The organism is Amycolatopsis sp. (assembly GCF_025464955.1).
Taxonomy (GTDB): domain Bacteria; phylum Actinomycetota; class Actinomycetes; order Mycobacteriales; family Pseudonocardiaceae; genus Amycolatopsis.
In genome coordinates this window covers 163,764-190,263 of the sequence record NZ_JAODNM010000030.1, presented here as the reverse complement: position 1 = coordinate 190,263, position 26,500 = coordinate 163,764, and the positions used below count along the sequence as shown (strand labels likewise).

Genomic DNA, 26,500 nt, shown 5'->3' with positions numbered 1-26,500 from the left:
CTGCCTTCGACAGTATCGTTGAAGAATCGAGTGAAACTTCCCTGACATCGACCTCTGCTTGATAGGTTCAAGCCTCAAACGGAGGTGCGAGCTGCGACCCATCGACCTGGCCCGGGAACACGGATTGTCCGCCCAGGCGATCCGCAACTACGACGACGCCGGCGTCCTCCCGCCAACCGAGCGCAGCGATACCGGCTACCGGCGCTACACACCACTGCACGCGCAGGCCTTGCGCTCCTTCGTCGCGTTGCGCGGCGGCCACGGGCACCAGCAGGCAACCGAGATCATGCGCGCGACCAACCGGGGCGACACCGAGTCTGCGTACCGGCTCATCGACGCCGCGCACGTCGCGCTGCTCGCCGAGCGCGGCACCCGCACCGAAGTCGCGACGGCCCTGGGTGCGCTGTCCACCACGGCACCCGTTCCGGTCAACGGCCGACCGCTGACGGTGGGCGAACTCGCGCGCCGGCTCGGCGTACACCCGGCGACGCTGCGGACCTGGGAGACCGAGCGCATTCTGCGTCCCGAACGCGACCGCGCGACGGGTTACCGCGAATACGGACCGGACTGCGTGCGCGACGCCGAGATCGCGCGGCAACTGCGCCGAGGCGGGTACCCGCTGCGCCAGGTCGCGCGGTTCCTCGAGTCGCTGCACGAAGCGGGCGGAGCGGACGCGCTCAGTGCGTTCCTCGACTCCTGGCAGGCCAGGCTGACCTCGCGCAGCCGTGCTCTGCTCGCCGGTGCGGCACAGCTCGACGCCTATCTCACTCTGCTCGATCAGGCCACCCGGTAACATTCCGCGGGTGAATCTCGTGGGATATGACCTCGTTGTTGTCGGTTCCGGGTTTTTCGGTCTGACGGTCGCGGAACGCGTGGCGAGTCAGCAGGGCAAACGCGTCCTCGTGCTGGAGCGCCGGCCACACCTCGGCGGCAACGCGTACTCCGAGCTCGAACCCGAGACGGGGATCGAGATCCACAAGTACGGTGCACACCTTTTCCACACCTCGAACAAACGCGTGTGGGACTACGTCACCCGGTTCACCGAGTTCACCGACTACCAGCACCGGGTGTTCTCGATCTATCAGGGCAACGTCTATTCGTTCCCGCCGAACCTGGGTTCGATGTCGCAGTTCTTCGGACGGACCCTCTCACCGACCGCGGCGCGGGAACTGATCACCGAGCAAGCCGGCGAGGTCGATGGCGAGAGCGCCACCAACTTCGAGGACAAGGCCATCTCCCTGGTCGGTCGCCCCCTCTACGAGGCGTTCTTCAAGAACTACACCGCGAAGCAGTGGCAAACCGACCCCAAGAACCTCCCTGGCGCCAACGTCACGCGCCTGCCGATGCGGTTTACCTTCAACAACCGCTATTTCAACGACACCTACGAGGGCCTGCCTGTCGACGGGTACACCGCGTGGCTCAATCGGATGGCCGAGCACCCGAACATCGACGTCAGCCTGAACACCGATTTCTTCGACGTGCGCGACGACATCCCGGCCGGCATTCCGGTGGTCTACACCGGGCCGCTCGACCGCTACTTCGACTACAGCGAAGGTTGGCTGGGTTGGCGCACCCTGGACTTCGAGCAGGAAGTCCTGCACGACTGCGGCGACTTCCAAGGCCTTCCGGTGATGAACTACGCCGACGACGACGTCGCCTTCACCCGGATCCACGAATTCCGGCACTTCCACCCGGAGCGGACATATCCGCAGGACAAGACCGTCATCGTGCGGGAGTTCTCCCGGTCCGCCGAGAAGGACGACGAACCCTACTACCCGATCAACACCCCCGAGGACCGCGAAATGCTCGGCCGGTACCGGGCGCTCGCCAAGAAGGAAGCCGCGCAGCGGAGCGTGCTGTTCGGCGGGCGGCTCGGGACCTACCAGTACCTCGACATGCACATGGCGATCGGGTCGGCGTTGAGCATGTACGACAACAAGATCGCGCCATTCCTCACCGAAGGGCGGCCGCTGGACGGCTCACTGGAGGGCTGACTCGAACCGCACCCGCACCCGCCCGCGTTGCGCTCAAAGGACGCGACGCAGGAACGCCAGGATCTCGGCGTTCATCTGTTCGTGGAACCGTGGGCGGTCGAAGCCCGGCGGGTCCTGCGAAGGTGGGAACGCCGGGTTGATCATCTGCGGGGGAAACGGGCTCAGGAAAGAGAAATGGCCGGCGTTCGTGATGGCGCGGTGTTCGACGAGGGCGCTGTCCGGTACGCCGTTCTTGACGATTTCGGCCTGCCAGAGCGGCGTGTGCTGGTCCTTCTGCCCGGTCAGCAGGAAGATCGGGACGTCGACGTCCTTCAGCGCCCCCTCTTCCATGAACCACGGGGTCGCGGGCGCCAGCAGCACGAGGGCTTTGATCCGGTCGTCCGCGACGACGTCGACCGGATGCGGCTGGTGGTCATCGGTCTCGTTCGGGAACGCCATGGGGCGTCCCCCCGCGAGAGCCAGCGCGGTGTAGCCGCCCTGGGAGTGTCCGACGATCGCGACCTTGCCCGGGACCAGCTGCGGACCGAAGACCCGGTCGCCGTGCGCCCAGTCGATGACCAACCGGAGGTGGCGCGGGCGGTTGGCCAGGTTGGCCGCCGTACCGGCGAGCTCGTTGTTGTCGCGGTTGTTGAGCGGGTGTTCGGGAAGCACCACCACGAACCCCTGCCTCGCCAGATATGCGGCGAGGTCGCGATAGAGCAGGTGCGATCCCCCGGTACCGTGGGAGATCACGACCAGCGGATACGGGCCGGGCGCGACGGGGCCGTTCATCGCTACTTCGGCGACGTAGGGGCCGAGGCGTTCGGGGCGTTCGGGAGTCTCGGTGGGGTACATGATCAGCGCGGGGAACGCCCGGCCCATCTCGGTATCGGTCAGTTCGAGCGACCGGCAGCCGGCAAACTTGCTCATGCGGGGTTCACTCGCGCAGGGTACAGCTAAGTTCTAGGTATGCGACTGGGTCCCGATGCCGCCCGCGCCCGTTTCGCCGAAGCACGGGTGGCGACGTTGGCCACCGTCGGCGTCGACGGGGTCCCGCACCTCGTCCCCGTGACGTTCGCCGTAGCCGGGGACGCGATCTTCTTCGTCGTCGATCACAAGCCGAAAACGACCACCGACCTGCGACGGCTGCGCAACATCGCAGCGAATCCGGCGGTCAGCTTCCTCGTCGATGTCTATGACGAGGACTGGACAGCGCTGTGGTGGGCGCGCGCGGACGGCGTCGCGAGGGCGTTGGGAGATCCGGCTGACCGCGTCGAACCTGTACGAGCGCTCCAGTCGAAGTACGCGCAGTATCGGGAGCGTCCGCCGACCGGTGTTGTCGTCGCCACCACCGTCGCCCGCTGGAGTGGCTGGGCCGCCACCGACCCGACCCGGTAAAGCGGATGCCCGCGGAGGGCGGAGCGGGGAGGATGACCGGATGTTCGTCCGCCCTGAACGTCCTGAGGACGTCGAAGCTGTCCATGATGTCGTCGGGTTCGCCTTCGCCAGTGCCGAGAAGCCGGAGCCTCCGATCGAGGTGGCTTTGCTGAAGGAGCTGCGAGGCGATGCCGGTTGGCTACCGAAGCTGTCGCTGGTCGCCGTCATCGCCGGCGAGGTCGTCGGGCACGTCGTGTGCACCCGCGGGCGGGTCGACGACAGCCCGGCGCTCGGGCTCGGCCCGCTCGCGGTGCGCCCTTGCCGGCACCAGCAAGGCGTCGGCAAGGCGTTGATGCATGTGGTGCTCGGTGCCGCCGACGCCTTGGACGAGCCGCTGGTCGTTCTTCTGGGTGACCCTGGCTACTACCACCGCTACGGGTTCGTCACGGCTTCGGAGCTCGGCATCTACTCGCCCGATCCGGCCTGGGGCCGGTACTTCCAGGCTCGGCCACTCTCGGCGTACCAGCCCATTGCCGGGAAGTTCGCCTACGCGGAGCCGTTCGACCGACTCTGACGCCGGCTAGCCCGTGACGGGAGCGACTGTGTCCGGGGTGTTCGCGGCGGGCGGGCGGGGCAGGGTGAGGAACTCTTCGTCCGGTTTGCGCCACGCGGCGATCAGGCCCAGCGGGTCCGGCCGGAGGAGCGAGGCGGCGGCGTAGAGGCTCGCGGCGATGACGATGGCGATGAACCACCAGTCGTAGAGGCCCTGTTCGCCCGTCGGGTAGTAGACGAGCACGAGGAATACCGACACCGCGACGACGACCGCCAGGTGCTTGCGCTGCCACTTGAACGCCGAAGCGATGACGAAACCCCAGGTCAGGTACCAGGGAAGGGTAGGCGGCGCGATGATGGCGAGCGCGAGCAGCGCGACCGACATGCGGAACACGGCCTGGTTGCCGCCGTTCCTGGCCAGCCACCACTGGCGGATGATCAGGGCGACCAGCCCGATCCAGCCGATCAGCCTGGCCACCGTCACGAACGGTGACGAAGGCACGTTGATGATCAGGTTGACCAGCGTATGGAAGATCTCGCCGATGCCGGTCGGGAAGTTGAGCCAGTTGGCGATCAGGCTCGGTGCCTGCAGGCCGGTGATCCAGCCGAAGTTCAGCGAACCCATCGACGCCCAGGTGCCGAGGAAGAACACCACCGCGAAGATACCGACCGACGGCAGCAGGGCGCGGACGAAGTTCTTCACCTTGCTGTCTTCGGGCAGGTGGTTGGCCCAGATCCAGACCAGGAACGGCAGCGCCAGCACCACCGACGGCTTGATCAGCGCGGCGACGGTGACCAGGAAGATCGACAGCGCGTGTTTGCGTTCCAGCACCGCGACCACGCCGGGGGCGAGGAAGCCGAGCATCAGCAGTTCGTTGTGCGGGCCGCCGAAGAGGTGGATCACCGTCATCGGGCTGGCGATGGCGAGCCACATCGTGATCGGCAGCTTGCCGCCGAGGTGCTTGACGAGCCTGGGCAGCGACCACAGGATGCCGCCGAGCCCGACGACCAGCGCGAGCCGCATCAGGATGACACCAAGGATCAGGTTGTCCCCGCTGATGGAGACGATGCCCTTGGAGATCAGCAGGAACAGCGGCCCGTACGGCGCGGGCGTGGTCTGCCAGAGCGGGTGCACGTTCTGCACGACGTTCTGCAGCACCTGCAGCTCGATCGGGCCGTTCTTGTACGGGTCGAGCCCGTTGAGCAGTTGGGCGCCCTGGCCGAGGTAGGAGAAGACGTCGCGGGTGAACAGCGGCGGCGAGATCAGCAGCGGCGCCATCCACGCCGCGGCGGCCGCCACGATCGGCTTGCTGCCGACGCGGCCGTCGAGCGCGTAGCGACCCAGGCGCACCCACGCCCACACCACGAGGCCGAAGCCGGTGTACAGCACGAGGTTGGCCAGCACACGGCCGTGTCCGTACCGGATCCAGGACAGCGGACCGCTGCCGAGGATGGGGTCGCGGATCAGGATGCCGCCGGCGCCGAGCGCACCGAGCATCAGCAAGGTGCTGCCGATGGTCCCCATCGCGATCGTGCGGTACGGGAACCGGGAGGGCACCTTGAGCCGGTCGGCCAGCGGGCGCGCCGGGGCCGGCCGAGTCGTCTGCGCGGTGCCGAGGCCGCTGGTGGGCCCGGCCTCCGGCGCGGGGTCTGTGGTGGTCGCCATGTCGAGGTTGGAGATTACACACCGCGTCCGGTCCGGCTCGCGGCAGCCAGCCCGTTTCCGCGCGCCCCGGCCGTTCCTGTGGCCCGGCTGTCGGACCGCTCAGGCTGTCTCCACCCGGCGGACGCCCCCGGGCAGGGCGGCCAGCAGTGTTTTCGTGTACGCGTGCCGGGGATCGAGCAGGACCTGCTCGACCGTGCCGTTCTCGACGATCTCGCCCCGGTACATCACCGCGACGCGGTCTGCGATGTTCCACGCCAGGCCGAGGTCGTGGGTGATCACCAGCGCGGCGAGGCCGAGTTCGCGCCGTAAACCGAGCAGTAGCGCGAGGATCTCCCCGCGGACGGACGCGTCGAGCGAAGCGACGGGTTCGTCCGCCACCAGCACACTGGGCTCCAGCGCGAGCGCGCCGGCGATGACCACGCGCTGCCGCTGGCCGCCGGAAAGCTCGTGCGGCAGCCTCGACAGGTAGGTCTCGGCCGGACGCAGTTCGGCCGCTTCGAGCGCTTTGGTGACGATTGCCCGTTCGTCCCCGGCCAGGCGGTGGATCCGAGGCCCCTCCGCGACGGCCTCATAGACGCTGTGACGCGGGTTGAGCGCGCTCGTGGGGTCTTGGAGCACGAGCTGCACCTGTCGCCGGTAGGCACCCGCACCGGCCCCGGATCGGGGCACCGGCGCGCCGTCGTAACGCACCACGCCCGAGGTCGGCTTCTGCAGGCCGAGCAGTGTCCTGGCGAGGGTGGTCTTACCGGACCCGGACTGGCCGACGAGCGCCACGATCTCGTCGCGGTGCACTTCGAGGCTTACCCCGGCGACCGCGTCGACGTGCGCGCCGGTGCGATCGCGGAAGGTGACCCGGAGGTCTTCCGCGGCGAGCAGCGGACGCCGGTCGGTCCCGGAATCCCGGACAGGTTCGGGCGGGATCGGGCTGCTCGACGCCGGCGCGTAGCGCGAAACCTCGTCGCCCACGGTCGGGAACGCGGCCGCGAGGGCCTTGGTGTGCGCGTGTTCCGGTGCCGCCATGAGTTCCGCGCTGGGCCGGTGCTCGACGATCTCCCCGCGGTACATCACCGCGATCCGTGCGCAGGTCGCGGCGAGCACCGACAGGTCGTGGCTGATCATGACCAGCCCGAGCCCGCGTTCGGCGACCAGTGTGCTCAGCAGGTCGAGTACCTGCGCCTGCACGATCACGTCCAGGGCGGTGGTCGGCTCGTCGGCGATGATCAGCCGCGGTTCGCAGGCCAGCGCCATCGCGATCATCACGCGCTGCTTCTGGCCGCCGGAGAGCTCGTGCGGGTACGCCCCGGCTCGGGATCTGGGCAGGTCCACCTGTTCGAGCAGTTCGCCGACGCGGGCGTTGACCCCCTTGTCACCGAGTACCTCGCCGGACGGGGCGTGCAGGCGGATGGGCTCGGCGATCTGGTCGCCGATCTTGCGCACCGGGTTGAGCGCGTGCATCGCGCCCTGGAAGACCACCGACGCCTCCGCCCAGCGCACCGCGCGCAGCCGGCCCCACTTCATCTTCGTGACGTCTTCGCCGTCGAGCAGGATCTCCCCCGACACGGTCGCCGAAGACGGCAGCAGCCGCAGGACACTCATCGCGACAGTCGACTTGCCCGACCCCGACTCCCCCGCCACGCCGAGGGTGTCACCGGCTTCGAGCCGCAGGTCGACGTTGCGCACCGCCGCCACGTCACCGCCGCCGGTGCGGTAGGTGACGTCGAGGTTTTTCAGTTCCAGCAACGGGTTCACCAACAGGGGGTTCACGAGCGCTGTCCCTTCAGCCGCGGGTTCAGCACGGTTTCCAGCGCGCGGCCGACGAGGGTGAAGGCCAGCACGATCACGACGATGGCGATACCGGGCGGGAGCAGGTTCCACCACGCTCCTCTGGTCACCGCGCCGTTGTTGAGCGCGGTCTCCAGCATCGAGCCCCACGACACGGCGTTCGGGTTCCCGACGCCGAGGAACGCCAGCGTGGCGTCGGCGATGATCGCGTTGCCGACGACCAGGGTGGTGTTGGCCAGCACCAGGGGCATCACGCCGGGCAGGACGTGCTTGCCGATGACGTGCAGGTGCCCTCCGCCCAGCGCCCGGGAACGCTCGATGTAGGGCCGTCCTTCGATGGTCAGCGTCTGCGCCCTCACGAGCCGGGCCGTCGTCGGCCACGCGGTGACCCCGATGGCGATGATGACGGTCGTCGCCCCCTGCGGGAGCACCGCCGACAACGCGATCGCCAGCACCAGCGACGGCAGCACCAGGAAGAAGTCGGTGAACCGCAGCAGCAGCGCGGAGATCCAGCCGCCGAAGTGCGCGGCCGCGATCCCGACCACCGTGCCGATCAGGACGGACAGGATGGTCGCGGAGAAGCCGACGAGCAGCGAGATCCGGGTGCCCCACAAGGTCAGCAGCAGCACCGAACGGCCGTCGATGTCGGTGCCCAGCAGGAACTGCGCGCTCGGCGGCTGGAGCAGCCCGCCCTTGGCGTTGGTGACGTCGAGCCCGGACTGGTCGACGATCCAGGGGGCGAGCACGGCGAACAGGACCGTGAGCGTGAGGAAGCCGAGCCCGATCAGGCCGCCCTTGTTGCTCGCGAACTCGCGCCACATCTTGGCCGCGCTCGCGCGGCGGCGCTGCCACGCGATGGCCGAAGCGTTCGACGTCATGCTGTCCGCACCCTCGGGTCGAGCACGCGGTAAAGGAGCTCCGCGAGCAGGTTCATCAGCACGACAGCGCCGGCCATGACCACGAAGACGCCTTGCAGCACCGGAAGATCCGGTCCGTGGATGGCGGTGTAGAGCAGCTGCCCGATCCCGGGCCAGCTGAACACCGCCTCGACCGACACCGCACCGGACACGACCATCCCGAACTGCAGGAAAACCAGGGTGACCGTCGGCAGCAGGGCGTTGGGGACGGCGTGGCGGCTGCGGACGAGGTCGTCGCGCAGGCCTTTCGCCCGGGCGGTGGTCAGGTACTCGGCGTTCATCTCCCCGAGCAGCGACGAGCGCATGACCAGCATGTACTGCGCGTAGAACACGACGAACAGCGTCACGCACGGCAGCACGAGATGGTGTGCGACGTCGATTCCCTGCGCCCAGAACCCCGGCCCGGCGTCGGGCGAGTGCATGCCGCGGCTGGGGAACAGGCCGCCCGTGCCGACGAGCAGCAGCAGGCCCAGCCAGAACTGCGGGACCGACCACAGGGTCAGCGCGATCCCGGTGTTGGCGCGGTCGAAGAAGCTGCCGCGGCGCCACGCGGACCGGACGCCGAGCCACAAACCCAGCGCGACGGCGATCAGCGTCGCCGAGCCCACCAGCAGCACGGTCGGCCAGATCCGTTCGGCGATCATGTCGGCGACCGGGCGGTTGTCGATGTAGGAGGTTCCCATCTCCCCGTGCAGCAGGCCGATGAGGTAGTCGACGAACTGGCGGAGGACCGGCTCGTCGAGTCCCATCCGGGTGCGCAGCTCGGCCAGCTGCTGCGGGTCGGTGGGCCGGTCGCGGGTCATGAAGGTGACCGGGTCGCCCGGCAGCAGCCGGAACAGGAAGAACCCGAGGATCACCACGAGGATGAGGCTGGCCACCGCCTCGGCGATTTTCGTGGCCACGTAACGGAACAGGCCGCTGCCGCCGCGGCGCTCACCGGGATCGGTGAGCGCCGACGGCTGGTCGAGTACCTCGGTCACCTTTGCTGCGCCCTATTCCCGGTCGTCCGAGGTCTTGCGGCGAGAGACGACGAAGAAGCCGCCACCGGCGAGTACCAAGACCACGACCACGCCGATACCAATCCACAGGCCGGTGTGGCTGTCGCTACCCGACGCCGACGTTGTCGCGGTACCGGCCGGGGTAGCGCCCCAGTAGCCCCAGTAGCCGGTCTGCTCCAGGATCACGCCGTTCGGTTCGGGCTGCTTCATGAACGAGGAGAAGTTGTCCGAGCGGTAGGCCTCGAGCGCGTTGTCGTAGTCGAGGACGACGTTGACGGCCTGGCTGTAGAGCCGCGCCTGAGCCTCCTTGACGATGACCGCGCGCTTCACGGGGTCGAACTCGGTGGCCTGCTGCTTGTAGAGCGACTCGAACTGCGTGTCGCAGAAGGACGTGTCGCTGCTGCCGCCCTTGCCGTCGGCGTTCGGTCGGCTGGCGCAGGTCTGCAGCGACAGGGCGTAGTCCGGGTCCGGGCTGGTGCCCCAGCCCGAGATGGCCAGGTCGAAGTTGCCGGCAGTGGTCCGGGCGTCGACGTCGTCGTCGGAGACCAGCTGCGGGGTCACGCCGATGCCGATGCTCTTGAGCCACCCGGTGATGTACTCCGTGGTGCGCTGGTCGAACGCACGGCTCGCGTGCGCGACCAGCCGCAGGGTGACCTTCTTGCCGTCCGGGCCGCTGCGGATGCCGTCGGCGCCCTTCGGGTATCCGGCCTGGTCGAGAGCGGCATTGGCGGCGGCCGGGTCGAACCCGAGCTTCTCGGCGGGGCTGGGTGCCCAGGTGTAGTCGGCGAAGATCGGCGGGACGACGCTGGTGCCGACCTGGGCGTAACCGCCCATGACGCGGTCGACGATGGTCTGCGGGTCGATCGCCTGCGCGATGGCCTTGCGGACCCGGATGTCCTTCAGCGCGGGGTTGGGGTCACCGATCGGGGTGTTGGTGCTGGACTCGGCACCGAAGTTCATGATGATCTCGTTGTAGCGGTGCCCCGGCGCGCTGTTCGTCGTGATGTTCGGCTGGCCCTTGAGGGTGTTGAACTGCGTCGGGGTGAGCCGGTTGATGATGTCCACTTCGTTGTTCTGCAGCGCGCTGACCGCGGCCTCGGCGTCCTTGAAGATCAGCCACTGGACGTTGTCGACCTTGGGCGCGCCGCGCCAGTAGTCCTTGTTCGCCTTGAACTTGACGTACTCGCCCGGTTTGTAGTCGGTGATGATGAACGGCCCGTCGCCCACGCCGATTACCGGGATCGAGTCGGTCTCGGCCGAGCTGAGGTCCTTGATCGGCGCCCAGACGTGCTCAGGCACGATCGGCACGTCGATCGCGAGCATGTTCGCCTGCGGAACCTTGTTCTTGATCACCAGCGTGTAGTCGTCGGTCGTGGTGACCGAGGCGAAGTTGGTGACGTAGGAACCGTTGACCGTGCGCGCGGTCGCGTCGGTCAGCATCCGGTTGAAGGTGAACGCGGCGTCCTTCGCGGTGACGGGCCGGCCGTCGGACCACTTCATGCCGTGGCGGATGTGGAAGGTCCAGGTGAGCTTGTCCGCGGAGTTCGACCACGTCTCTGCCAGCGCGGGCGCCGGCTCGGTGTTCGTCGACGACGGCAGCGTCAGGAACTCGTAGTTCAACCTGGCGATCTGGGTGGAGGCCAGCAGGTCCCCGGTGAACGGGTTCAGATGGTTGATCCCGGTGACGATCGCGACCCGCAACGTCTTGCCGGGTTGTTGCGCCTGCGCGGGGGCCGCGAACGGGCCCGCCGCGAGCATTCCGGTGGCCAGCACCGCTACGAACGCGCGAACGCGTCTCCTTTTCGCCGACTTCGTGAACCATGTCGACCGCGTTTTGCCCACCACGACCACCTCTGCTTGCTCGATTGGCCTCGCCCCAAGAGGTGAAAAGTAACCACATGCAGTCATAGCCGCGCAATATCTCACCAGCCGCGGCCGACCCGGTCCGTTGATCACCGGTCACCCCTGTCGCGGCACCCTATTACGTTCGGTCACCGGATTTGGGGGTTTCGGCGGTTCTGGGCGCCGGATTGAGCCGTTCAGCCCCATTTCGCCCAGATTCGGCCGTGAATCGGCGATGCTCAATCGATACGCGCGTCAGCCGTCGAGCGCGGCGAACGTGGCGGCGATGGTGTCGCGGGAGGCGCCGGTGGCGAGGAGCTGGCGCAGCAGGATCCGGGCTTTCAGCGGGTCCAGGAATCCCGCATTGAGCAGTCCGTGCCGCTGCAGGTCGTGCTCGGACCCGGGGAAGCCGTAGCTGGCATGGTGGATGGCGCCGGCGCCGGTCCGGCTGGCGAGCACCACCGGGATGCGTGCGGCGTACTCCCCCAGCAGGTCGACGGTCTCGGCCGGGACATGTCCGACCCCGAAAGCCCCCACCACCAGGCCGTCGAGGTCGGCCCTGACCGGCCGCAGGAGCGGGAAGTCGTCACCGAACGCGGCGGTGACCAGCGCGACGTTCGCCGGGAGGTCACCGGAGCCGATCCACGTCCGGTCGCCGGGGTGCGCGAGGTACCGAACCCGCCCCTCGACCAGGTGCCCGATGGGTCCGGTGTCGGGCGAGGTGAACGCGGCGATGCTGGTGGTGTGGGTCTTGCGGACCCGGCGAGCGGCGTGGACCTCATCGGCCATCACCACGAGCGTGCCCAAGCCCCGCGACGCCGGCGCAGCGGCGGCCTGGACGGCGGCGAGCAGGTTGGCCGGACCATCGGCCCCGGCCAGCGAGGGGTTGCGCATCGCCCCGGTGACCACGACGGGCATCAACGTGCCGAGGGCGATGTCGAGGAAGTACGCCGTTTCCTCAAGAGTGTCCGTGCCCTGGGTGACAACGACCCCGTCGACGCTATTGACGCTGTCGACGCTGAGCGAGTCGATGAGCCGAACCAGCTCGGTGAGGTCGGCGAAGCTCAGCGACGCGCCCGGGACCGAGCGGAAAGTCCTGGCCTGCACGGTGACCCCGGCGGCATCGAGCCCGGGTACGGCGGCAAGGAGATCTTCGGCGGTTAGTGACGGCCGTGCACCGGGTCCGTCAGCTGACGCCGTCATGGCGATGGTGCCGCCCAAGGCGATCACGGCGATGGTGGGGCGTTCGTCGGTGGCCACCCCCGCACGCTAACGCGGTCAGGCGCCTCCCGTGTGCTCCGCTCGCGAGGAACGAGGATCGCGCGGACCTGGCGTTCTCGGTACCGCCGACAGCAGGGAGCCCCGGCGTTCACGAGGCGCCGGGGCTCCCTGTCGTTCGCCTTCTAGTGGCGTGCTGCCTTTTCGAGGAACGCCGACCACGAACCCGGCGCGAGCACCAGGTGACCGGCTGCCCGGTCCTTCGTGTCCCGGATGCCGATCGCGTCCGAGGAGAGCGCTACCTCGACACAGGCATTGTTGCTGCTAGACGCTTGGCTTTTCCGCCACGCCGCGCGGGCGGGGTCGACGTGCTGCTGCCGCGCCATGCGTACAGCAACTCGTTGTTCGAGTTCGTCGGCCGATTCGCGGGGAAAGCCGTGTTGCATCACCGCCGCCGCGTAGGACTCCGTTTGGAGCAGCCCGGGAATGGCGTCGAGGGTGAAGTAGTGGACCGAGTCTGCGTCGGCTTCCAGTTCGAGCAGGTCTGTCGTCCGCCCCAGGACCGTATTGGGATACGTCTTCCACCAGTCGCGGCGCTTGGCTTGGCGGGCCAGAGTCACCAGCGCGTCCGTGACGTCCTCGGCGACGCCCAGTACCTCGCACAGGGCGAACGTGTCGTCGCCGCTGATGGCGATCTGCGCGGTCTCGATCCTGGACAGCTTCGCTTGCGAGAACCCGGCGAGCTTGGCTGCTTCCGTGACGTTGAGATCAGTGCGTTCGCGCAGCTCCTGGGGGGGTGCGAGCGAGTCTTCGTCGACGAAGGGGCGCGGCCATCCCTGAGTGTCCTAGTCGGAGCGCATACAGCCGAACACGGATGGTCACATCCGCAACGGGCCGACCGGGGAGCGGGAAATGGCTACACGAATAGGTGACGCGGGCTGGGCGAAGACCTGCGACTTCGCCACGCGGGAGTTCCTGGATGACGGGTTCCTACACCTCTACCGCAAGGCCGAGCTGGCCGATCTGGGGTGCCAGTGGCTCGTGCCGTGGTGCCAGGAGGACGACCTATATCCGGACCGGCATCCGCGCGTCGAAGTCGTCGCCCGGTTGGTCAAAGCCATCGAGTCCTGCCCTCGCTGCGACGGCTGCTACCGACGCGGCCGCGACTCGCGAGGCCAGGCCTGGGAGCCGGGCGGGCTCGTCGAAGACGGAGCGGGGCGCCCGGAGGGTTCACGAGCGTTCGGGGCGCCCCGAGTCACGGAGGCGGCCGATGGCGATGTCGAGCGCGGCTTCCAGATGGGTGAGGCTGCCGGTGGAGAGCATGATCATCACCCCGCCCTGGATACCGGCCAGCAGCGCGGCCGCCGACTGGTCGCTGTCTACGTGCGCGCCGACCTTGCCCTGGCGCTGCATGTCGCGGATGCCGGCGGCGATTTCGTCCTCCCAGCGGGTGAGCAGACCGGTGACGACGGCTTGGGCTCCCGGGGTGCTGCGTCCGATCTGCGACATCAGCATGCTCAGCGGGCAGTGCAGGCCCTGCTTCCGGTAGCGCTCGATGACCGTGTCGCGCCACTCCTGCCAGGCACGCCACGACGTCAGGTTGCTCAGCTGCGGTTGCTGGTCGGTGAGCACCCGCTCGGCTTCGAAGCCCGCTACAGCGAGGAGCAGTTGCTCTTTGCCGTCGGGAAAGTAGTGGAACAGCTGACTCTTGCTCGTGCCGGTCCGGTTCCGGACGTCGTCCAACGTGGTGTCGACGACCCCGCGTTCGCGGATTTCGGCGGCGGCTCCTTCGAGAATTCGCTGCCGGGTGGCCATTCCCTTCGGGGTCAGCGTCCTGGTCACTTCGAGCCCTCCCTGTAATTTGGACTTCCCAGTCCATTTTTATCGTGCCACGTTTGAACCGGCGAGTCCAGTACGTCGTGTCGGGGTCTGGTCTAAGGCAGCAGGGACTGGGGCGGCCGGGGTTCGTGGACCGGATCGGAGTCCCAGGTCGGTGGGGCTGGTGGGGTTGGCCGATCCGGTGCCGTTGTGTACGAAACGTCCCCCGATACAAAAGATTTGTACTAAACGTCCCCCGAGTCGCTGGCGCGCCGGCCGCAACGCCACAACAGCACCCACTGCCCCATCAGCCCCACGACGTTGCCCCGAGGGCTTGAAGCTGGGACTCCTGCGACTCGCGTTGCGAATGGGACACACGCCACGCGAGAGGCCGTCGTCGCGCACGACGTTCGCCCCCGGCCCCCCGTCCTTGCAGCTCTAAACCGCCACCCCCGCTAACCCGCCGAGTGCTTCAACTCGACGTCGTGGCGCAGCGGGTGCCCCTCCGAGCTCAGGTGCAGCGTGCTGACCGCGGGCGGGTATCCGCGGGCGAGGGTGGTGTAGCGGCCTTCTGGCAGGCCCTCGAAGGTGTACCGGCCCGCGTCGTCTGTGTCGGTCAGCGCCACCACCGCGCCCGCGGCGTCGAGCAGGGTGATCCGGACCCGGCTCGCCGGGTGGGCGTCCGGGCCCGCGGTGACGACGCCGGACAGGCGGGTCACTCCGGTCAGTGCGACGTCCTCGCGGGTGTCGCCGCCGGCGGTGACCGTGACCGTCCTCGCCGCGGGCTGATGGGACGCGGCCTTGACGACGAGGGTGTAGTCGCCGTCGTCGAGCGCGCTGAACGCATAGGCCCCTTCGGCACCGGTACGCCGGGAGCCCGCGACCATGCCCTGGGAGTCGGTCAGCGTGGTCAGGGCGCCTTCCACGGCGGTGCCGTCGGCCCCGGAGGTTACGGTGCCGACCAGCCCGCCCGAGTCGGACAGCAGGACGTCGACCACCACCGTGCCGGCCGCTTTGCGGACGGTGACCGTCGACGCGGACGGCCGGTGCGCCTCGGCCGCGGTGATCAGTACGAACGTGCCCGCTCGCGGTGCTTCGACCCGGTATCGGCCGTCGGCCCGGGACACCCCGCGGGCGACCTGCCGTCCGCGCCGGTCGATCAGGGTGAGCACGGCCCGGTCGACGCCGCTGCCGTCCGCGGCGCGGACGAACCCGCGGATCCGGATCCCGCCCAAGCCGGTCTGAGACGTCGGTACGACCTGTGCGACCGGAGTCAGCGGTACCTCGTTCTCGTCCTTCTCGTCGATGGGGACTTCCGCGTTGCCGGTGGCGAGTTCGTACAGCAGCTGACGCAGGTTGACCAGCTCCTGCCAGACCCGTTCAGCGTCGGGTGTCCACGGTTGCGCCAGCGCCAGCTCGGCAGCACCCAGCTGGGCCAGCGCGGTCTCCTTGGGGCCTTCAGCCAGGGCCGTGACCGCTTCGGCCAGCGCGCGGCACGGGACCGCGAGGGCGTGTTCGATCGTGGGACGCCGGCGCAGGGTTCCGGCCAGCCCGCGAGTGTGCCCGGCGATACCGCTGTAAAGCGTCAGCCGGTGTCGGGTCCGGCGCGAGCCACTACCCCACGGCAGCGCGCCCACCAGCGGCGCGGCAACCAGCAGCAGTTGGCGGAGTCCGTTGTCCAGGCTGCGGGTGCGCGCGTCGAGGTCGGGTTCGTGCCCGCCGTTCTCGATCCGGTCACCGGCCGCGCGCAGCAGCTCGGCGAGCGTGCCGAGGAAGGTGGATTCCACTGTGGACACGGTGTCCCTGGTGCTCAACGGCGTCAGCAGCAACGCCACCACGATCCCGATGGTCGCACCGAGCGCGGTTTCCTCCAGCCGCAGCACGAGCAGTCCCGCGGAGAACTCGTGCAGCGCGCTGTAGAGCTGGGACACCATGATCGTGATGAAGAAGATCATGTAGGCGTAAGAAAGGCGCTGCAGGTAGAACCCGCAGAACATCGCGCCGACGATCACCACGAGTACCCAGGTGGTGCTGCCGGCGGTCAGGTGGGCCAATCCGATGCCGGCGCCGAGGCCGACGAGGGTACCCACCACGCGGTTGGTTGCCTTGATGAACACCTCCGACCGGGTCGCGGTGCCGGTGAACGCGACGAAGGCGGCGATCACCGCCCAGTAGTAGCGGGCTTCGGACAACTCGCGGCCCGCCACGATCGCCAGTGCGCCGGCCACCGCGACCTGCACGGCTTGCCTGCTGGTCAGCGAAAGCCGCAGCAACGGATTCCAGGAACCGCCGCGCGGCTTGACGTCTCCGGCCGCCGACACGGAGCCGGGGAGGTTGCCCAGTGCGAGGGTCACGGCCGGTTCGAAGTCGTCGGAGGGCCGTGGGTCGTCGGCGCGCTCGATGAGCGCGACGTACTCCGCTATCGCGCAGACCAGTCTCCGGGAGTCGGACTGGTTGCGGCCCGGCTTGGTGAGCAGGCGACGGGCGGCGCGGTCGGCCGCGACGTAGTCACCGGCGCCGAACAACCCGAGGATGCGGGCCGCTTCTACCTGAAGTCGCGTGTCGGCACCGCGCAGGCCTTCGGTCGCGGTAACCAGCCCGTCGATGGCGAGTTGGGCGTCCAGGATCATGCGTCGCAACGACGAGGGCGAAAACCCGCCGGGCAGCGTCGGCAGTTCGGCGGACCAGGCCTCGATCATCAACGCGGATTCCGCGAGCCGGGTCTGGGCCGCCCGGATCCTGCTCTGCCAGCGCTTGACCTGGCCGGGGTCGGTCACCTCGGCCTCGAGCAGGCCGGCACACGCGCGGGCGACCATCCTGGACCTGACCTTGAAGGCCCGGCGAGTCCGGCGAAGGGTGTTCTTCGGGCTGGTGCGCAACACGGTGATGGACAGCAGCAGCACCCACGCGGTGGCGATCGCGATCTCCGCCAGCAGCGACGGGAACGTCGTCAGAGTCGCGTGCATGAATGCAGCGAAGAAGTAGCCCATCCAGATCATGAAGCCGTAGAAGAAGAACGCGACCCCGAAGCGGCGGACGAACACCGCCAGGAACATCACGACGACGAACACCGTGAGCATCAGATCGGTGTTCCCGCCCACCGCGATCCCGGCGAGCATCCCGAGTCCCATCGCGACCGGGAAGAACACCGCGGTGCGCACCTTCAGCCAGACGCCGGTGCCGCTCAGCGCCATCGAGCCCATCATGGCCGTCACCGCGCCCAGCAGCATCGCGATCAGAGTGCCCTGCGCACCCGCGTGCGTGAAATGCGCGTAGGTGTACTCGACACCGAGGGCGGTGGCCATGCCCACCACCGCCGACGTCGCCGTCTGCAACCTGGTCAATCCCGGGTCCGAGGCCAGCGCCCGGTCCCGGAGGCGTCGTAGGAAATCCGACGACCCGCTCATCGTCCCCCGTCTCAGTGGTTCGGCGAGATATCGGTATGATGCCGACATCTACCGGTATCATACCGCTGAAGGGGCTGGCTGGACATGGACGCGATCGATCTCATCGAGGTCCACTCCGCGATCTTGGTGCGGAACTTCGAACTGCTGAGCCGCCGCACCGACATCTACGACGAGCTCGACCGCGCGGGCTACCTCCTGATCCGGACGCTGGAAGCGAAAGGAGCCGCCGACATCAACACCCTTGCCGCCACGCTCGGGCTCGATCCGTCCACCGTCGGCAGGCAGGTGTCCGCGATGACCGGCGGCGGCCTGGTCGACCGGGCCCCAGCCCCGACAGACCGGCGGCGCAGCGTCATCACCGCGACCAAAGAAGGGCGCCGGCGCGCGGAAACCGTCCACCGCCGCCGCCGGGAAAGCCTCGAGGAGATGTTCGCCGGCTGCGGTGAGGACGAGCTGCGGGTGATCGGCGAATCGTTCGCCCGCTACAACGCGGCCATCGCCGAACACCACCTCACGCCCGCCAACCAGGCCTGACCCCTCGCTCCCGACGTCCCACTTTCGCGCTTTTGTGGGGTCGTTGCGCACGCTAAGCATCGCAACTCGACGGCGAGTTGCTGTCCTCGTGCTCGGCGGGACTCGCGCGTCACAGGGCGTCCCAGGCGACCGGAAGTTGTTGCAGACCGCGGATCATCAGGTTTTCGCCCAGCGAGACGTCCTCGGGCGGGACGGCCAAGCGCAGCGTCGGGAACCGGCGCAGCAACGCGGGAAGCGCGACCCGTAGTTCGACGCGCGCGAGCTGCTGCCCGAGGCACTGGTGGATACCGTGGCCGAACGCCACCTGCCCGCCGGACGCTCGTCGGATGTCGAGGGAATCGGGGTCGGGGAACTGCGCCGGGTCACGGTTCGCCGCCGCCAACGACACGCTGACGGTGTCACCGCTCTTGATCAGCTGACCGCCCAGTTCGACGTCCTCCAGCGCGGTGCGGACAGTGAGGGGAACCACGCTGAGGTAGCGCAGCAACTCCTCGACCGCCTGGTCGGCCAGGTCGGGTTCATCACGCAGCAGAGCGAACTGGCCGGGGTGGCGTAACAGCGCGAACGTGCCGAGCGCGATCACGTTGGCCGTGGTTTCGAGGCCGGCCCCGAGCAGCAGCACCCCGATGTTGGTCAGCTCCTCGTCAGTGAGGTCGGTGGTGGTCAGGTCGCTGAGCAGGTCGTCGGTCGGCTCGGCCCGTTTCGCCCGCACCAGTTCCACGACGAATTCCCGGAGTGCGGCGAAGGCTTCGAACACCTCTTGACCGGATCCGGCCAGCACCGCCGCGTGCTTCTGGAACTTCTCGCGGCTGGCATAGGGCACTCCGAGCAGTTCGCAGATCATCAGCGCCGGGACCGGATGCGCGAACGCCGTTACCAAATCGGCCGACGAACCTTGCCGCTCCATGGCGTCCAGGTGCTGGTGGGTGATCTCCTCGAGGCGCGCGGTGAGTTGACGCATGCGCCGGACAGTGAACTGCCCGATCAGCAGCCGCCGGTAGCGGGTGTGTTCGGGGGCGTCGACGCCGGTGAGGTCCCCGGGCTGGGCCGGCGGAAGGTCTCCGGAGGCGGTGCCGGGGAACGGGTTCCGCATGAGTTCGAGCCGGGCGCTGAACCGTTTGTCGGCGAGTACCGCGCGTACCAGCGTGCGGCTGGTGACCAGCCACCCCTCGTGCCCGTCGTCGTAGGCCAATGCGCTGACGGGGTTTTCCTCGCGTAACCGGGTCAGCTCCGCGGGCGGATCGAACGGACATCCGGGCGGGTGCTCGGTCGGCAGCGGTGCGGCCTCGGGCAGTGATTTCGTCATGCCGGTTCCCCCTTCGCAGTTCTTCGGACAACTTCGACGCTAAAACTGGTTTCCCAGTCGGTCAACATAAGTGTGCGACTTTTTCCCTCTATGGAGGCACTTTTAGGCGTTTCATTGCAATGAGCTGACCGTGAATGCACGCATATGTCGTTGGGTCATTGCACTGCGCGTCGAGCGAACGCACACTGGACACCGACCATCGACGAGACCGAAGGCGGGGACGGATGCCGGGAGGCAGACTGAGCTACGAAGACCGTCGGCGCATCGCCTCGGGGATGGCAGAAGGGCTCGGGTACGCCGAGGTGGCCAGGCGAATCGATCGGCCCACGTCGACCGTCAGTCGCGAGGTGACCCGCAACGGCGGCCCGGCCGGCTACCGGGCGGACTACGCACACCACGAGACCGTGCGGCGCGCTCGTCGGCACCGGCTGATCGACACTCCGGCGCCGCCGGCCGCCGAGGTCGCCTACGGGCGGGATCCCGATGCGGTGCGCGCGTTCGAGGATCAGTTCGCCGCGGTGATCGTCGATACCGGGCTTCCGCGGATGGTGGCCCGGCTGACTGCCTGTCTGTACGTCACCGACTCCGGCAGCCTCACCGCTGCCGAACTGGCCGACCGGCTGCGGGTCAGCCCGGCGTCGATCTCCAAAGCCGTCGCCTACCTCGAAAGCCAGGACCTGATCCGGCGGGAGCGCGGGCCTCGGCGGCGAGAGCGGTACTTCATCGACGACGACGTCTGGACCCGGGCGTGGACGTCGAGCGCCCGGATGAACGGCACCTGGGCGGACGTCGCCCGCCTCGGCGCCGAAGCGCTCGGTGCGGCCACGCCGGCCGGCGTCCGGGTGCGCGAGATGGGCGAGTTCTTCACTCAGCTGGTGCAGGACATGACCGGCGGCATCTCCGTCGCCGACGCCAGCGACGCGCTCACTGTCCTCGCGGCGCTGGTCGAGGCCGCCGAACCGTTCGGTGTGAGGGAGTTGGCGAACGCCTTGGGATGGTCGGCGAACCGGGCCGAAGACGCGCTGCGTGACCTCGCCGACGCGCCGAAGATCGCCGACCCGTTTGCCGTACGACGTACCGAATCCGGCGCCTACACAGTGGTCACGAGGTTCGACAGGCTCACCCCGGCGCAGCGCGAAGGCCTCAGCGCAGGAAGCCGAACTTCCGGGCCTCGGCGGTCAGCCGGTCGCGGTGCTGCGGGTGAGCGATCCTGATCAGCGCGTCCGCCCGCTGAGAGAGGCTTCTCCCCCGCAGCTCCGCCACGCCGTACTCGGTGACGATGTGGTCGACGGTGTTCTTCAACGTCGTGACGACGCTGCCCGGGGTGAGCTGCAGGTTGATCCGGCTCGCCCCGTCGTGGGTGGTGGAGTGCAGGACGAGGAACGCCTTACCTCCTACGGAGTACATCGCCCCGCGGGCGAAGTCGGCTTGCCCGCCCGAGGATGACCAGTAGCGCCCGCCGATGGTCTCACTCGCGGCCTGTCCCATCAGGTCGACCTCGCTGGTGGCGTTGATGGAGACGAAGTTCGGCTCCTTGGCCACCACGCGCGGGTCGTTGACCCAGTCGACGGGTTCCAACGCCACGGAGGTGTTGTTGTCGAGCCAGTCGTAGAGCCGTTTCGTGCCGATGCAGAAGGTCGCGACGTGTTTGTTGCGCTCGTGGAGCTTGCGGGCGCCGGTCAGCGCGCCGGCCTCCATCAGGTCCAGCACGCCGTCGGAGAGCGCCTCGGTGTGCAGGCCGAGGTCGCGGTGCCCGGCCAGGGAGGTGAGCAGCGCGTTGGGGATCCGGCCGATGCCGATCTGCAGGCAGGCGCCGTCGGGCACGCGCTCGGCGATCAGGTCCGCGATGCGCTGGTCGCGGTCGTCCGGTGGGGGCACGGTGGCCTCGTACAGCGGGCGGTCGACGCGGGTCCAGCCGGCAATCTGGCTCAGGTGCAGCTGGTTGTGCCCGAAGGTGCGGGGCATCTGCGCGTTGACCTCGAGGAAGAACGGGATCTCGCCAATGAACGCGGCGGTGTAGTCGGCGTTGGTGCCCAGGCTGAAGTAGCCGTGGCGGTCGGGCGGGCTGGCCGCGGCGAGTGCGATCGTGCAGCGCGTGGACTTCCTGAGCAGCAGCGGCATCTCGCTGAAATGGTTCGGCACGAGATCGCAGTGGCCGTCCCAGAACGCCTGCCGCGAGCCGGCGCCGAGAAAGTAGTCGACGTGCTCGAGCTTGCCGGGGAACTCGCCGTCGATGTAGCGGCGGCGCAGATACGGGTCCATCCGGTGGATCCGCACGCCGCGCAGCTCCTCGGCGTGCGCTTCGAGGGTGTCGATCAGGCCGATGGGCTCACCCAGCGTCAGCGGCACGATCACGTCGGCGCCTTCGGGAATGTGCGCGAGTACGTCCTCCGGCTCGTTGGGCCGATCCAGTCGCGCGGTCATCCGGGGTATCCCTCCTCGCCCGCCGCGGCGAGCAACCGCCGCGCCAGTTCCAGGCGCGGCTTGTCGATCATTTCCCCGTCCATCCTGACTGCCGCGCCCCCGGAACCGGCTGCGACGTCCATCACCCGGCGCGCCCAGCCGAGCTCCCGCTCAGTGGGGCTGAACGCCGCGTTCACTGCGGTGACCTGCTTGGGGTGTAAGCAGAACTTGCCGCCGAACCCGGCATTGCGGGCGCGTCGCGCCGAGTCGGTGATCCGGTCCGGGTCGTCGAGGTCGGTGCAGACGCCGTCCACCGGCGCGGCGAGACCGGCCGCCCGCGAGGCGATGACGAGGCGGGACCGCGCGTAGGCCAGCTCGGGCTCGTCGTCACCGGTCGGGGTGATCCCGGCGTCGAGGCCGAAGTCGAGGTTGCCGAACAGCAGCCTCCGGACCCCGGGGATCTCGGCGAGCGCGTCCGCGTCGCGCACGCCGCGTGCTGTCTCCACCAGTGCCAACAGGCCGACGCCGGTCGGCAGGCGTGGCACGGTGGCGCGCACTGCAGACACGTCGGCTTTGGGCAGGACGACACCCAGCAAACTCCGCGCCTCGGCCAAGGCGGCGAGGTCGTCGTCGTACCAGGGGGTGTCCGCGGCGTTGATCCGCACGACGGCCGGGTGCTCGGCGACCCAGTCCGCGACGGCTGCCCGGGCGTCGGACTTGCCGTCCGGAGACACCGCGTCCTCCAGGTCGCACAGCACGACGTCCGCCCCGCTCGCCGCGGCCTTGGCGAACCGATCGGGGCGGTTGCCCGGGACGAACAGCAACGACCTCGCCTGTTCGGCGTTCATGACGGGTCGTGTTCGTCGAGCCCGGCCGCGCGGCGTGACCGCTCGTCCCAGACCGGCTCGACGGCGGCGAACCGCGGACCCTGTCCACGCCGGTAGACCATCAACGTGCGTTCGAAGGTGATCACGATCGTCCCGTCCTGGTTGAACCCGGCCGTCCGGACGCTGACGATGCCGACGTCGGGATGCGAAGAAGAATCGCGCTTGGTCAGCACTTCGGACTGGGAGTACAGGGTGTCGCCCTCGAACACCGGGTTCGGCAGCCGGACCCGGTCCCAGCCGAGGTTGGCCATGACGTGCATGGACACGTCGGTCACGCTCTGCCCGGTGATCAGCGCCAGGGTGAACGTCGAGTCGACCAGCGGCTTGCCCCAGGTCGTCTGGGCCGCGTAGTGCCGGTCGAAATGCAGCGGGGCGGTGTTCTGGGTGAGCAGCGTGAGCCACGAGTTGTCGGTCTCGGTGACCGTGCGGCCCAGCGGGTGGCGGTAGACGGCGCCGACCGTGAAGTCCTCGAAGTACCTGCCCTGCCAACCCTTTTCACCGTCGTCCATGTGCCGATTATGTGCCGCTGAACCGACCCCGGCAGCGGGAGCGCGTTTTGGCGACCGAGTGTCGCGGTGTTCCTTGCGGGTTCGACGTCGATCTTCGTATGTTGGGGTGATGACCACCACTGCCGGCGTCAGTCCCGCCGATTTCCCGGTGTCCTTCGACTATCCGGCAGTGCCGGTGGGTTCGATCCTGGCCGGCGCGGCCGCGCGCTACGGCGACCGGACGGCGTTCGCGCACGGTGAGCGTTCGCTCGGGTTCGCCGAGACCTACATCGCGGCGTGCCGGTTCGCCAACGCGCTGCGTGCCGACGGGATCGGCCGCGGCGACGTCGTGTCGATCCATTTGCCGAACTGCCTGGCCTATCCCGTGGCCTACTACGGGATCCTGCTGGCCGGGGCCACGTTCAGCCCGGCGAACCCACTCCTGCCCGCCGACGACCTGGTGGCCCAGCTGACCGACTGCGGCGCGGTCGCGGTGGTTACGTTCGGGCCGCTGTCGGCCACCTTGACCTCGGTGCTGGCCGACACACCGGTGCGCCGGGTCGTGGTGGTGTCGCCGGTCGCCGAACTCACCGAGTCGCAGGTCGAGTTCGAGGCGTTCCACGGCGATCAGCCCGACACTCGCCCGGACGTCGAGATCGATGTGTTGGCCGATCTCGCGCACATCTCCTACACCGGCGGCACGACAGGCCGTTCGAAAGGCGTCTGCCTGCCGCACCGCAACATCGTGGTCAACAGCCTGCAGAGCACCTGCCGGAGCGGTTCGGTGCCCGTCCTCGACGCGCGCGGCGACCTGACAATCGAGCAGATCGGCGACGAACGGGAGTGGCCGGGACGGATCGGCAGCGGCGTCGCGGTGACGCTGACGCCGTGGTTCCACGCGATGGGGATCATCGGCGGCCTCAACGTGCCGGTGCTCAGCGGAACCACGCTCGTGCTGGCCGACCGGTTCGACCCGGTCCGCTACCTCGCCGACGCCGAACGCTGGCAGGTGACCACGATCGGCGGCGCCCCCGCGCTCTACGCGGCGTTGCTCGCCTGCCCCGATTTCGCCACGCGCGACCTTTCGTCGGTGCGGGGCGTGTCCTCCGGTGCCGCTCCCCTCGCCCACGAGGTGATCACCAGGCTGCAGGCGCGGTTTCCCGGCGTGCCGATCATCGAGGGCTACGGGATGACCGAGATGACCATGGGCGCGGTCGTGTCGCCGACGCACCTGTCCGGGGTCCGCAAGGTCGGGTCGGTGGGGCTGCCGATTCCCGACACCGAGATCAAGATCGTGCCGGTCGACGGTGGCGAGGACGCGATACCGCCGAACACCGAGGGCGAGGTGTGCCTGCGGGGTCCGCAGATGATGACCGGCTACCTCAACCGGCCGCAGGAGACCGCGGCGGCGCTGGTGGACGGCTGGCTGCACACCGGTGACATCGGGCTCCTCGACGACGACGGCTACCTGTTCATCGTCGACCGCAAGAAGGACATGCTGCTGTACAAGGGATACAACGTCTATCCGCGCGAGCTGGAAGAGCTGCTGCTGGCACAGCCCGGCGTCCTCGGGGCGGCGGTGGTCGGCAGGCCGCAGGCCGACGTCGGCGAGCTTCCGGTGGCGTTCGTCGTCACCGCTCCCGGCCACACCGTCGATGCCGAGAAGCTGGTCGCCGCGGTGAACGCGAAAGTGCTGCCGTACAAACGCCTCCGCGAACTCCGGTTCGTCGAGCGGATCCCGGTGTCCGCCGCGGGCAAGATCCTTAAGCGTGAACTCCGCGACCGCCTCTGACGCAGGAGAACCTCAGGCGGTGAGGCTGCCCAGAGCCCGGCCGAGGTGGTCGCCCATCTCGGTGCGGGCGCGCTCGATGTCACCGGACCGGATGGCGTCGAGCAGGTCGCGGTGTTCGCGGGCGAGGTCCTGCGAGCCGGGGTAGGACGAGCTGAGCTGAGCCAGGCAGAGCTGCATTTCCTCCTGCATCGCCGGGTAGATCCGGCTGAGGCGGGTGCTGCCGGCGGCGTCGACCAGCGCGAGGTGGAACGCCGTGTGCGTTTCGACGCGCTCGCCCCAGCTCGCGTCGGCGGGGAGGGCTTCCATCTCGGCGAGGCGCTCCTCGGTCGACGCCAGCGACGAACCGTTTTCGATGATCACCCGGACGGCTTCGAGCTCCAACGGCGTCCGCACGAAGAACAGATCGCGCACGTCGGCATCGGTCAGCTCGGGAACGGTGAGCGACCGCCCGCCGGACTGCCGCACGAGGTTGCGCCCGACCAGGACCTGCAGCGCAGAGCGGACCGTCGGCCGGGCCACGCCGAACGTGGTCGCGAGGGCGTTTTCGGTCAGCGTTTCGCCAGGGCGCAGCTCGCCGCTGAGGATCTGCTTGCGTACCTCGGCCACGAGCGCGTCCCTGGTGCTCGTGGTCTGCAATGTCACTACCACTTCAGCCCCCTTTTCCCAGGCCGCAGCCTAACAGTCAGACCGCATAACCGAGTCCGGGTGAACGGGGATTGGTCTGCGGTGCGATTGTCCCCAGCCGGAAGGTCACCGCGCGCTGAGGTTCACCTGCTCGACCGTCTTGAGCAGGCCGTTGAGGTCGGGCAGGACGGCGTCGGCGATCGACGGGTCGTCGGTCGCCGCGTGCCGGTTGATCCAGACGCGCGGGATCGCCAGTTCGCTCGCGGGCACGATGTCGTGGAAGTAGCCCTGCGCCACGTGCACCCAGCTGTCGCGGGTGGCACCGAACGCGGTCTCGAACCGGGTGAAGTGGCGGTGGTCGGGCTTGTAGGAGCCGACGTCTTCGGCGGTGACGACGACGTCGATCGGGACACCCAGGCGCCGCTGGGTCTCGCCGATGAGGTCGCGGTCGCAGTTGGTCAGCAGCGCCAGCCGCCAGCCCGCGTCCCGAAGTTCGGCGAGCGCGCCGGCGGTTTCGGCGAACGCCGGCCAGTACGGGATCCCGGCGGCGAGCACCGACGCGTCGTCCTCCAGCAGGTCGAGCCCTGCTTCGCGCGCTGTTCGGCGCAGAGCCTCCGCCATGACCAAGCGATACCTCATGCCCGGAGTCTCACGCTGCACCTGGCGTTCGTGCCCGCCGTACAGCTCCAGCAGCTGCGCGCCGCGGCCGGGAAACAGCAGTTCGGCGCCGGTGGCGATGCCGTGGCGCCAGTCCACCAGCGTGCCAAAGCAGTCGAATGTGGCCCAGCGAGTCTCGGTCATGTCACTATCCCATCGTCATCGGCTATTCCGTCAGTTTGCTATACGGTTATACCGAATACAAGGTGAGGCGACAAGAGCCCTGGGTTTTCCGGGTGGAAACGTGACGGTATGCACA

The 26,500-nt window shown here is 68.6% G+C and carries 23 protein-coding genes and 1 pseudogene; 7 read left to right on the top strand and 17 right to left on the bottom strand.

Annotation, left to right across the window (positions count from 1 at the left end; all coding sequences use genetic code 11):
* The first annotated feature begins 91 nt into the window (after window positions 1-91).
* Window positions 92-793, top strand: a complete 702-nt coding sequence (locus JWQ81_RS05630; protein ID WP_297538397.1) for a MerR family transcriptional regulator — start codon at window positions 92-94, stop codon at window positions 791-793.
* A 10-nt stretch (window positions 794-803) separates the two neighbouring features.
* Window positions 804-1,994: a UDP-galactopyranose mutase gene (gene glf, locus JWQ81_RS05625; RefSeq protein WP_297538236.1), complete on the top strand. Its 1,191-nt coding sequence runs from the start codon at window positions 804-806 to the stop codon at window positions 1,992-1,994.
* Between the two features lie 33 nt (window positions 1,995-2,027).
* Here glf and JWQ81_RS05620 read toward each other — a convergent pair whose 3' ends face one another.
* Window positions 2,028-2,903: an alpha/beta fold hydrolase gene (locus JWQ81_RS05620; protein ID WP_297538235.1), complete on the bottom strand. Its 876-nt coding sequence runs from the start codon at window positions 2,901-2,903 to the stop codon at window positions 2,028-2,030.
* A 39-nt stretch (window positions 2,904-2,942) separates the two neighbouring features.
* On the opposite strand from JWQ81_RS05620, the gene JWQ81_RS05615 reads away from it, so the two are divergent.
* Both JWQ81_RS05615 and JWQ81_RS05610 read left to right on the top strand, forming a co-directional pair.
* Complete coding sequence (locus JWQ81_RS05615; protein WP_297538233.1) at window positions 2,943-3,371, top strand: TIGR03668 family PPOX class F420-dependent oxidoreductase; 429 nt, start codon at window positions 2,943-2,945, stop codon at window positions 3,369-3,371.
* A gap of 40 nt (window positions 3,372-3,411) precedes the next feature.
* Window positions 3,412-3,924, top strand: a complete 513-nt coding sequence (locus JWQ81_RS05610) for a GNAT family N-acetyltransferase (RefSeq protein WP_297538231.1) — start codon at window positions 3,412-3,414, stop codon at window positions 3,922-3,924.
* Window positions 3,925-3,930: 6 nt separating this feature from the next.
* Here the strand turns inward: JWQ81_RS05610 and mptB are convergent, their stop codons facing one another.
* From mptB to JWQ81_RS05565, 10 genes and pseudogenes are all read right to left on the bottom strand, one after another.
* On the bottom strand, window positions 3,931-5,568 hold the full coding sequence (gene mptB, locus JWQ81_RS05605) for a polyprenol phosphomannose-dependent alpha 1,6 mannosyltransferase MptB (RefSeq protein ID WP_297538229.1): 1,638 nt from the start codon (window positions 5,566-5,568) through the stop codon (window positions 3,931-3,933).
* Between the two features lie 99 nt (window positions 5,569-5,667).
* Complete coding sequence (locus tag JWQ81_RS05600; protein WP_297538395.1) at window positions 5,668-7,317, bottom strand: ABC transporter ATP-binding protein; 1,650 nt, start codon at window positions 7,315-7,317, stop codon at window positions 5,668-5,670.
* Window positions 7,318-7,328: 11 nt separating this feature from the next.
* Window positions 7,329-8,228 (bottom strand): ABC transporter permease, encoded by a 900-nt coding sequence (locus JWQ81_RS05595; protein ID WP_297538228.1) that lies wholly within the window; start codon window positions 8,226-8,228, stop codon window positions 7,329-7,331.
* Entirely contained in the window at window positions 8,225-9,247 is a 1,023-nt protein-coding gene (locus JWQ81_RS05590; RefSeq protein ID WP_297538226.1) for an ABC transporter permease, read from the bottom strand. Before JWQ81_RS05590 ends, JWQ81_RS05595 begins: the two co-directional genes overlap by 4 nt.
* 12 nt (window positions 9,248-9,259) lie before the next feature.
* Window positions 9,260-11,023 carry an ABC transporter substrate-binding protein gene (locus tag JWQ81_RS05585; RefSeq protein WP_297538393.1) on the bottom strand — a complete coding sequence of 588 codons (1,764 nt, stop codon included), beginning with the start codon at window positions 11,021-11,023 and terminating at the stop codon, window positions 9,260-9,262.
* A gap of 339 nt (window positions 11,024-11,362) precedes the next feature.
* A complete protein-coding gene (locus JWQ81_RS05580; protein ID WP_297538203.1) occupies window positions 11,363-12,367 on the bottom strand; it encodes an asparaginase in 1,005 nt (334 codons plus the stop codon).
* Window positions 12,368-12,510: 143 nt separating this feature from the next.
* Window positions 12,511-12,945: a DUF397 domain-containing protein gene (locus JWQ81_RS05575; protein ID WP_297538201.1), complete on the bottom strand. Its 435-nt coding sequence runs from the start codon at window positions 12,943-12,945 to the stop codon at window positions 12,511-12,513.
* A gap of 12 nt (window positions 12,946-12,957) precedes the next feature.
* Window positions 12,958-13,110, bottom strand: a pseudogene (locus JWQ81_RS44800) (helix-turn-helix transcriptional regulator); the annotation flags it as partial.
* Between the two features lie 445 nt (window positions 13,111-13,555).
* A complete protein-coding gene (locus JWQ81_RS05570; RefSeq protein WP_297538199.1) occupies window positions 13,556-14,167 on the bottom strand; it encodes a TetR/AcrR family transcriptional regulator in 612 nt (203 codons plus the stop codon).
* Between the two features lie 431 nt (window positions 14,168-14,598).
* Window positions 14,599-17,550: a carboxypeptidase regulatory-like domain-containing protein gene (locus JWQ81_RS05565; protein WP_297538197.1), complete on the bottom strand. Its 2,952-nt coding sequence runs from the start codon at window positions 17,548-17,550 to the stop codon at window positions 14,599-14,601.
* A gap of 84 nt (window positions 17,551-17,634) precedes the next feature.
* On the opposite strand from JWQ81_RS05565, the gene JWQ81_RS05560 reads away from it, so the two are divergent.
* Window positions 17,635-18,084 (top strand): MarR family transcriptional regulator, encoded by a 450-nt coding sequence (locus JWQ81_RS05560; RefSeq protein ID WP_297538195.1) that lies wholly within the window; start codon window positions 17,635-17,637, stop codon window positions 18,082-18,084.
* Between the two features lie 109 nt (window positions 18,085-18,193).
* Here the strand turns inward: JWQ81_RS05560 and JWQ81_RS05555 are convergent, their stop codons facing one another.
* Window positions 18,194-19,390: a cytochrome P450 gene (locus JWQ81_RS05555; RefSeq protein ID WP_297538193.1), complete on the bottom strand. Its 1,197-nt coding sequence runs from the start codon at window positions 19,388-19,390 to the stop codon at window positions 18,194-18,196.
* 224 nt (window positions 19,391-19,614) lie between these two features.
* On the opposite strand from JWQ81_RS05555, the gene JWQ81_RS05550 reads away from it, so the two are divergent.
* Complete coding sequence (locus JWQ81_RS05550; protein ID WP_297538191.1) at window positions 19,615-20,604, top strand: helix-turn-helix domain-containing protein; 990 nt, start codon at window positions 19,615-19,617, stop codon at window positions 20,602-20,604.
* On the opposite strand, the gene JWQ81_RS05545 is transcribed toward JWQ81_RS05550, so the two are convergent.
* The 3 genes from JWQ81_RS05545 to JWQ81_RS05535 are packed head-to-tail and all read right to left on the bottom strand — an operon-like array spanning window position 20,534 to window position 23,189.
* A complete protein-coding gene (locus tag JWQ81_RS05545) occupies window positions 20,534-21,814 on the bottom strand; it encodes an acetyl-CoA hydrolase/transferase C-terminal domain-containing protein (RefSeq protein ID WP_297538189.1) in 1,281 nt (426 codons plus the stop codon). The two genes, JWQ81_RS05550 and JWQ81_RS05545, sit on opposite strands and share 71 nt — an antisense overlap.
* Window positions 21,811-22,641 carry a CoA ester lyase gene (locus tag JWQ81_RS05540; protein ID WP_297538187.1) on the bottom strand — a complete coding sequence of 277 codons (831 nt, stop codon included), beginning with the start codon at window positions 22,639-22,641 and terminating at the stop codon, window positions 21,811-21,813. Before JWQ81_RS05540 ends, JWQ81_RS05545 begins: the two co-directional genes overlap by 4 nt.
* Window positions 22,638-23,189 carry a MaoC family dehydratase gene (locus JWQ81_RS05535; RefSeq protein WP_297538185.1) on the bottom strand — a complete coding sequence of 184 codons (552 nt, stop codon included), beginning with the start codon at window positions 23,187-23,189 and terminating at the stop codon, window positions 22,638-22,640. Before JWQ81_RS05535 ends, JWQ81_RS05540 begins: the two co-directional genes overlap by 4 nt.
* 109 nt (window positions 23,190-23,298) lie before the next feature.
* On the opposite strand from JWQ81_RS05535, the gene JWQ81_RS05530 reads away from it, so the two are divergent.
* On the top strand, window positions 23,299-24,960 hold the full coding sequence (locus JWQ81_RS05530) for an AMP-binding protein (RefSeq protein WP_297538183.1): 1,662 nt from the start codon (window positions 23,299-23,301) through the stop codon (window positions 24,958-24,960).
* A gap of 12 nt (window positions 24,961-24,972) precedes the next feature.
* Here JWQ81_RS05530 and JWQ81_RS05525 read toward each other — a convergent pair whose 3' ends face one another.
* Entirely contained in the window at window positions 24,973-25,608 is a 636-nt protein-coding gene (locus JWQ81_RS05525) for a GntR family transcriptional regulator (RefSeq protein WP_297538181.1), read from the bottom strand.
* Window positions 25,609-25,710: 102 nt separating this feature from the next.
* On the bottom strand, window positions 25,711-26,385 hold the full coding sequence (locus JWQ81_RS05520) for an HAD family hydrolase (protein ID WP_297538179.1): 675 nt from the start codon (window positions 26,383-26,385) through the stop codon (window positions 25,711-25,713).
* Window positions 26,386-26,500 lie beyond the last annotated feature (115 nt).

Bases quoted from the DNA above. Each gene is read 5' to 3' on its own strand.
- JWQ81_RS05620 (WP_297538235.1), bottom strand. From the start codon at position 2,903: ATGAGCAAGTTTGCCGGCTGCCGGTCGCTCGAACTGACCGATACCGAG.
- JWQ81_RS05615 (WP_297538233.1), top strand. From the start codon at position 2,943: ATGCGACTGGGTCCCGATGCCGCCCGCGCCCGTTTCGCCGAAGCACGG.
- JWQ81_RS05560 (WP_297538195.1), top strand. From the start codon at position 17,635: ATGGACGCGATCGATCTCATCGAGGTCCACTCCGCGATCTTGGTGCGG.
- JWQ81_RS05540 (WP_297538187.1), bottom strand. From the start codon at position 22,641: ATGAACGCCGAACAGGCGAGGTCGTTGCTGTTCGTCCCGGGCAACCGC.
- JWQ81_RS05610 (WP_297538231.1), top strand. From the start codon at position 3,412: ATGTTCGTCCGCCCTGAACGTCCTGAGGACGTCGAAGCTGTCCATGAT.
- JWQ81_RS05595 (WP_297538228.1), bottom strand. From the start codon at position 8,228: ATGACGTCGAACGCTTCGGCCATCGCGTGGCAGCGCCGCCGCGCGAGC.
- mptB (WP_297538229.1), bottom strand. From the start codon at position 5,568: ATGGCGACCACCACAGACCCCGCGCCGGAGGCCGGGCCCACCAGCGGC.
- JWQ81_RS05535 (WP_297538185.1), bottom strand. From the start codon at position 23,189: ATGGACGACGGTGAAAAGGGTTGGCAGGGCAGGTACTTCGAGGACTTC.
- JWQ81_RS05545 (WP_297538189.1), bottom strand. From the start codon at position 21,814: ATGACCGCGCGACTGGATCGGCCCAACGAGCCGGAGGACGTACTCGCG.
- JWQ81_RS05530 (WP_297538183.1), top strand. From the start codon at position 23,299: ATGACCACCACTGCCGGCGTCAGTCCCGCCGATTTCCCGGTGTCCTTC.
- JWQ81_RS05555 (WP_297538193.1), bottom strand. From the start codon at position 19,390: ATGACGAAATCACTGCCCGAGGCCGCACCGCTGCCGACCGAGCACCCG.
- JWQ81_RS05550 (WP_297538191.1), top strand. From the start codon at position 19,615: ATGCCGGGAGGCAGACTGAGCTACGAAGACCGTCGGCGCATCGCCTCG.
- JWQ81_RS05565 (WP_297538197.1), bottom strand. From the start codon at position 17,550: ATGAGCGGGTCGTCGGATTTCCTACGACGCCTCCGGGACCGGGCGCTG.
- JWQ81_RS05585 (WP_297538393.1), bottom strand. From the start codon at position 11,023: ATGCTCGCGGCGGGCCCGTTCGCGGCCCCCGCGCAGGCGCAACAACCC.
- JWQ81_RS05520 (WP_297538179.1), bottom strand. From the start codon at position 26,385: ATGACCGAGACTCGCTGGGCCACATTCGACTGCTTTGGCACGCTGGTG.